The 5900-nt window shown below is 54.3% G+C and carries 4 protein-coding genes; 2 read left to right on the top strand and 2 right to left on the bottom strand.

Annotation, left to right across the window (positions count from 1 at the left end; all coding sequences use genetic code 11):
• The first annotated feature begins 72 nt into the window (after positions 1–72).
• Complete coding sequence (locus ACF8AM_RS14970; protein WP_392556409.1) at positions 73–762, top strand: RNA polymerase sigma factor; 690 nt, start codon at positions 73–75, stop codon at positions 760–762.
• A gap of 105 nt (positions 763–867) precedes the next feature.
• Positions 868–1794 (top strand): YihY/virulence factor BrkB family protein, encoded by a 927-nt coding sequence (locus ACF8AM_RS14965; protein WP_392556408.1) that lies wholly within the window; start codon positions 868–870, stop codon positions 1792–1794.
• A gap of 43 nt (positions 1795–1837) precedes the next feature.
• On the opposite strand, the gene ACF8AM_RS14960 is transcribed toward ACF8AM_RS14965, so the two are convergent.
• Positions 1838–3022, bottom strand: a complete 1185-nt coding sequence (locus ACF8AM_RS14960; protein ID WP_392556407.1) for an App1 family protein — start codon at positions 3020–3022, stop codon at positions 1838–1840.
• Between the two features lie 73 nt (positions 3023–3095).
• On the bottom strand, positions 3096–5900 hold a 2805-nt coding region (locus tag ACF8AM_RS14955), incomplete at its 5' end, for a PAS domain-containing protein (RefSeq protein ID WP_392556406.1).

The following is a 5900-nucleotide window of genomic DNA, read 5'->3' as shown; positions in this document are numbered from 1 at the left end:
AAAAATCGCAACTTCAAAACACAAAATTCGGGTTGATCGACGCGTTTGCAAATTGCAGTTAATCTGGTGACCATGAATTCACCTGCCATACCAACGACCGCGGACAACGATCCCGAACGCGAAGAGGAGGTTCGCCTGATCGAATCGATTCGCGGTGGCGATCAAGATGCTTGGCAGCAGTTGATCGATCAGTACGAGGGACGCCTGCTGGCGTTTGCGCGTCGGCGTCTCGGTGATCTGGCGGCCAGCGAAGATGTGGTTCAAGAAGCGTTCATCGGTTTTCTCGTTTCGCTTCCCAATTACGATTCGCGTCGCAAGCTGGAGAGCTATCTGTTTTCGATTTGCAGTTACAAGTTGACCGACCGATTGCGGCAGAGCGGTCGACGCCCGGAACTCCCGCTGCTTGGCCGTGGCAGCTCATCGGGATCGGGAAGCGGTGACAACGTCGAAGCCAGCGACGCCAGATTGCCGAGTTCGATTTGTCGAAGTGCCGAGCGTCGTGAATTGGAACAACACTTGGTTGCCGAAGTGGTCCAGGAACAAATCGCGAATTGGCAAGCACGGGGCAACTTCACCAAACTCAAGGCGATCGAATTGTTGTTTGTGGTCGGACGCGGCAACCTCGAAGTGGCAGAACGGCTCGACCTAACGCAGCAACAAGTCGCGAATTTGAAAAGTGATTTCCTGACACGAATTGCGGCTGTGATCAAACGTCGAGAATTGGATGTGGACGTCTTCCCGGAGCTACGCGAAAACGGTTGATTTGAAATTCGATTTGCCCCAAGACACATTGCCGGTCCATTCGGCACGTCGATTGCTTGAGAAAGAGAGGACGAATCATGTTCCTTTCAATCAAGTGGTGGAGTTGTGGGTTTCCTCAAGCAGACGTTTTCGGAATTTTCAAAGGATCGCTGCAGCACGTTGGCCGCATCGCTCGCGTACTACACCGCTTTCGCTCTGCCGCCGCTTCTGTATTTGATGATGACCGTGCTGACATTCAGCTTGTCGGTGATGTACGACAGTGAACAGGCGACCGACAAAGCCCAAGGGATCTTGCAATCGCAAGCGTCGCAGATGATCGGCAATCCGGCAGCGGTGGACCAAATCGAAACCATTATGAACAACCACGAACAAGCCTCGGGGAAGTGGTGGAAAACCCTGCTTAGTTTTGCTGGGATTTTGGTGGGGGCAACCGGCGTGGTTTCCGCATTGCAAGCCGCGCTCAATCAAGTCTGGGAGGTGAAACCGGATCCTGAAAACAGCGGCATCAAAGACATGATCGCTAAACGATTCTTGTCATTTGGGATGATCTTGGGCCTGGGATTCTTGATGTTGGTTTCGCTGGTTGTTTCCTCGGTGTTGACCGCTTTGGGGGATCAGGTCGGCGGCTGGATCGGCATGTCGGAGTCGGTGGCCCATTTGGCCAACTTCGCTGTTCAAGCGGTGGTCGTGTTTGTGATCTTCGCGTCGATCTTTAAATTCATGCCCGACGCGGTTACCAAGTGGCGTGACGTGGCGGTCGGCGCGGCGCTGACGACGATCCTGTTCTTGATTGGTCGATACGCGATGCAGTTGTATTTCTCGATGAGTGAACCAGGAGCTCAATTGGGCGCAGCGGCCGCTTCCTTGGCCGTGCTGTTGGTTTGGGTTTACTACACCGCGATGATTGTTTTGCTGGGCGCGGAGGCCACCCAGGTGTACGCGGTACGCTACGGTGATGGTATCCAACCCGAACCGAAGGCGGTTCGCGTGGTGGAACAAATCAAGCGTGACGGCGAACGCAGCCCGGCGTGATGGAGTGTGACTTGCCCGTCGTCTTGATGCCAACTCCCTGCGATTACAGCGATCCTGCTTGACGTTGTTGATCGCGTTTGGTTGCCTCTGCGATGTCGAACAAAGAGTCTTTGGTTAGCAAGCCCAGTCGTTCCGCGATGACACTGACCTCGATGCTGTCTTTCACTAAATGCATCGGGACGCCCGCAGCGAGACTTCGTCTGGCGAAACGATCCACCTTTTGATCGTGAGCACTGGTCGCAGTTGGATCGATGTCACGAATGAAGATCGCCAGAATGCGGTCGCCAAATTCTTCCGCCGCGGTCGCGTACAGACGAGCGTCTTCTTGACCTGAATCGCCCACCAACACGAATGGGAGTTCTGGGAAGGCGTTCATCAAAAACCGGGTTTGTTCAAGCTTGCGATCATGCCCTTGTTTGATGAACTTGTCTCGGTCGATGCCGAGATCACGCAAGAACAAGGGGCCTTGAGGGATCGCATTGTTGTGAAGGAAGTCTTCCAGCAGATCGAACAAATTCCAAGGTGACGACGACACGTAGAAGATGGGGTTTACCGGCGGCCCAAAGCGATTCCCATCGTGTTGCATGCACTCATAAAGAGACGCGACGCCCTCCAGCGGGGCACGCGTCCGAGCGTTGCCAAAGAACGTTAGTTTGGCCATCGTGGCAAGGTCAGTGGCTCCCGTTCGAAGAATGGTGTCATCAATATCGCTGACGATCGCATATTTCGCCTGTCTCGGTGCTTGAAGCACGTCGCAGGTGGTCAGTGATTCAAGCGGCGTGACGCGTGTGTCCTCGACGATCGCCAGATGAGCCGACGACCAAAATTCAGGTTCGCCCAACGCTTTCGGAATCGGCAGTTCCAACCGTAAGTAACCTTCCGCATCTGTGACGGTACGCCCGCTGGAATTTTGGAAGGATCCTTCCACTTTAACGCCGGGAATTTCATCGCTCGCAAACCGTCGCCACGAGTGCCTGAAATTTTGCCACCAACGATCATTCTTGAAATCCGGTTGCACTGGCGGATTGGCCAGCACTCGTCCGCTGAGATGGATGGCGTCAGCGGTCGCGATGCCCGTGTAGGCTTGGATTTGCGGCGTGACGCTCCGTCCCCATCGCTGGCGGAGATGACGGATGGTTGAATCCGCTAGGTCGTCCGCAGTCGCGGCGGTGCGGGTGAACCACTTGCGAAGGGAGCCTCGCGTCGATGGATGTGTTGATGGAGACACGATTGATAACCGGAGAACAGGGACGGGGAGACTCAGTCTGCTCAAGCCTCTGGTAGCAAATCCGGCGCCACGCTCAACCGTCCAGCAAGCCCTTTGCAATCCGAAGCAAGCGGTTCACTTTCAAAGGTTTGCTCAGATATTCGTCAAACCCTTCGCTGATCAGACGGCGACGAGTGCCTTTCATCGCGTCGGCAGTCAGTGCGATCACCGGCAGTTCGATCCCGCGATTGCGAAGTTCATGAACCGCGCCCATGCCGTCCAGTTCAGGCATCTGCATGTCCATTAAACAAAGATCGAATGGCGAACCGTTCGCGATCGCGGCCAGGATCATGTCAACGGCTTGGCGTCCGTTTTCGGCCACCTCGACTTCGCACCCTGCCTTCTTGAGAAAGTGTTGGGCCACGAACCGAACGTCTCGCATGTCGTCGGCGATCAAAACACGTGCGTTGAGCTGAACGTTTTGGTCCACCGATGTCTTCTGCTTATCATTCTCGCGCTCATCGTTCAGTTGGACTGCCAGATGACTCAACGGGCCGATCGGATCGACAGGCAATCGAATCGCGAATTCGCTGCCTTCTCCTTCTGTGCTCCTGACCTCAATGGTGCCCCCCAGGGCGTTGACCAGTCGTTTGGTGATACTGAGCCCTAGACCGGTTCCACCGAACCGGTTGGAGATTGTCGCGTCGGCTTGAACAAAGGGCTTGAAGAGTGTTCGAAGTTTCTCGTCCGCGATCCCGATTCCGTTGTCGACGACTTTCAAGATCAAATGGGTCTGTCCATCGAATTGTTCGGACCGAGCGATGACGTCGACGCGACCATGGGGAGCAAACTTGATGGCGTTGGCGATCAGGTTGATCATGATCTGACGGAGTCGAGCTGAATCGGTCGTGATCGTTTGCGGCAGCGGTTCGCTGACATCGAAGTGCAGTGAATTCTCGTAGTCTTGGGTTCGCATTTTCATTGTTTCGAAAATGTCTCCCAACAGTTCTCCGAGGGAAACACTGCTGCTCGAGGTCGTGAACTTGTTCGCTTCAATTCGCGAAAGGTCAAGCAAATCGCCGAGCAAACGCAAAAGGTAATCCCCATTTCTTTGGATTGTCGCCAGGTACTCCTCGACGTTGCTGTCCTCGGGATCCTCTTGCAGGATTTTTGTGAATCCCAGCATCGCCGACAATGGCGTGCGAAGTTCGTGACTCATGTTGGCAAGGAAACGGCTCTTGGCTTCGTTGGCCGTGTCAGCCGCCAACTTGGCTTCGCGGAGCTCGTTCTCGACACGCAGGCGATCTTCAATGTCAACAAAGGTCACCACCGCACCGATGATTGCTTTGTCTTCGTGAATGGGGTGACACCAGTATTCAACCGGGAAGCTCTCGCCGTCTTTCTTGCAGAAACGTTCGTCGTATCGGTTGAGCGGTTCCCCCTGGCGGATCGCACTGAGGATCTGCAACCGTTGCGTGTCAACGGGATTGCCGTCCGAGTCACATGGTTGGGCCAACTGAGCGAGGTTGAGGCCGACAATTTTGTTGCTGCAACTGTAGCCCAACATCTGAGCGGCTTTCTCGTTTCCAAACGTGCAGATGCCGTCCACGTCCAACCCGAAAATTCCTTCCGCGGTTGAATCCAAAAGCAAGCGAATCGTTCGCTCGTTGCTTTCCGTTTGCCTCGCGGATTCAATTCGCTCGGTCACGTCGTTTTGCACGCCTACAAAATGTGTCAGCACATTGCGTTCATCGTGCACCGGCGTGATGTACAGATCGTTCCAAAAGGGCTCGCCGTTCTTTCTATAGTTCTTGATCAGTTCACGAATGGATTCACCGCGATCAAGTGCGCGATGAATCGCCTGGATGGTCTCGGGATCGGAATCTCGACCTTGTAAGAAACGGCAGTTGCGTCCGAGGATTTCCTGTTCGGAGAATCCGGTCATGTCCAGGAACCCTTGGTTGACAAACGTGATCGGATGATCGTCTTGGGAACAATCGGTGATCACGATTCCGTTGGCAGCAGACTGAATCGCTTTGCTCAACAGACGCATTTGCGCCTCGTGGGATTTGCGAGTCGAGATGTCGCGAATCGACGCAAACAGGAACTGACCGTCCTGCAACGTGACCGGCGTCAAAGCAATTTCCACGGGGAAGTCCGTCGCATCTTTGCGGCGATGCCAAGATTCGAACAAGTCACCGCGGTTCTCGTGAGCTGTTTCCAGCCGTTCCCTGTAGTTTTGTGGGTCCATTTCGGACTTGAAACGGGAGAACAACTGTCCTGACAGTTCTTCCAGTGTGCAGTCCAGTTGTTCGCACATCTTGCGGTTCGCGTAACTGATCCTTCCATTTTGATCGAGCAACACGAGCGCGTCCACGTTCTCATCCGCCATGAACTTGAACTTCATGAGATCGCGTTCTGCTTTGCGCAGCACGTCAATGTCGATGAAGGCGATCACCACACCGTTGGCTTCGTGATTTCGTAGGTAGGGCAACGCGCGAATCAGATAGGAGGATTCACGACAAGTGATCTCCCACTCCATTTCGATGTGTTCGTCGCGAACTGTCCGGATATGTTCCAGAAATTGCTTGTCGTCGATCGGTTGGATGAAGGACTCGAACAGTCGGCCCGCGTCATCTTGTTCAATCGATAGCAAACGCGAGATTTCGGGGGTGACGCGTCGAATTCGCAAATCGCTATCCAAGAACACGACTCCAACGCGTGTGGTCGCCAACAGGTTGACCATGTCCGCGTTGGCTTCGTTCAGTTCATTGACTCGAACCTGCAGTTCCGCGTTGACGCTGTAGAGTTCTTCGTTGACGCTTTGGAGTTCCTCGTTGGTGCTCTGCAATTCTTCGTTGCTGGCGACCATTTCTTCGTTCGTCGCTTGGAGTTCTTC

The sequence above is a fragment of the Rhodopirellula sp. JB055 genome, from assembly GCF_043100905.1.
Lineage (GTDB): Bacteria > Planctomycetota > Planctomycetia > Pirellulales > Pirellulaceae > Rhodopirellula.
This window is presented reverse-complemented; position numbering and strand designations above follow the sequence as displayed.

Excerpts from the sequence above, each read along its gene's own strand:
- ACF8AM_RS14970 (WP_392556409.1), top strand. The coding sequence starts at position 73 with ATGAATTCACCTGCCATACCAACGACCGCGGACAACGATCCCGAACGC.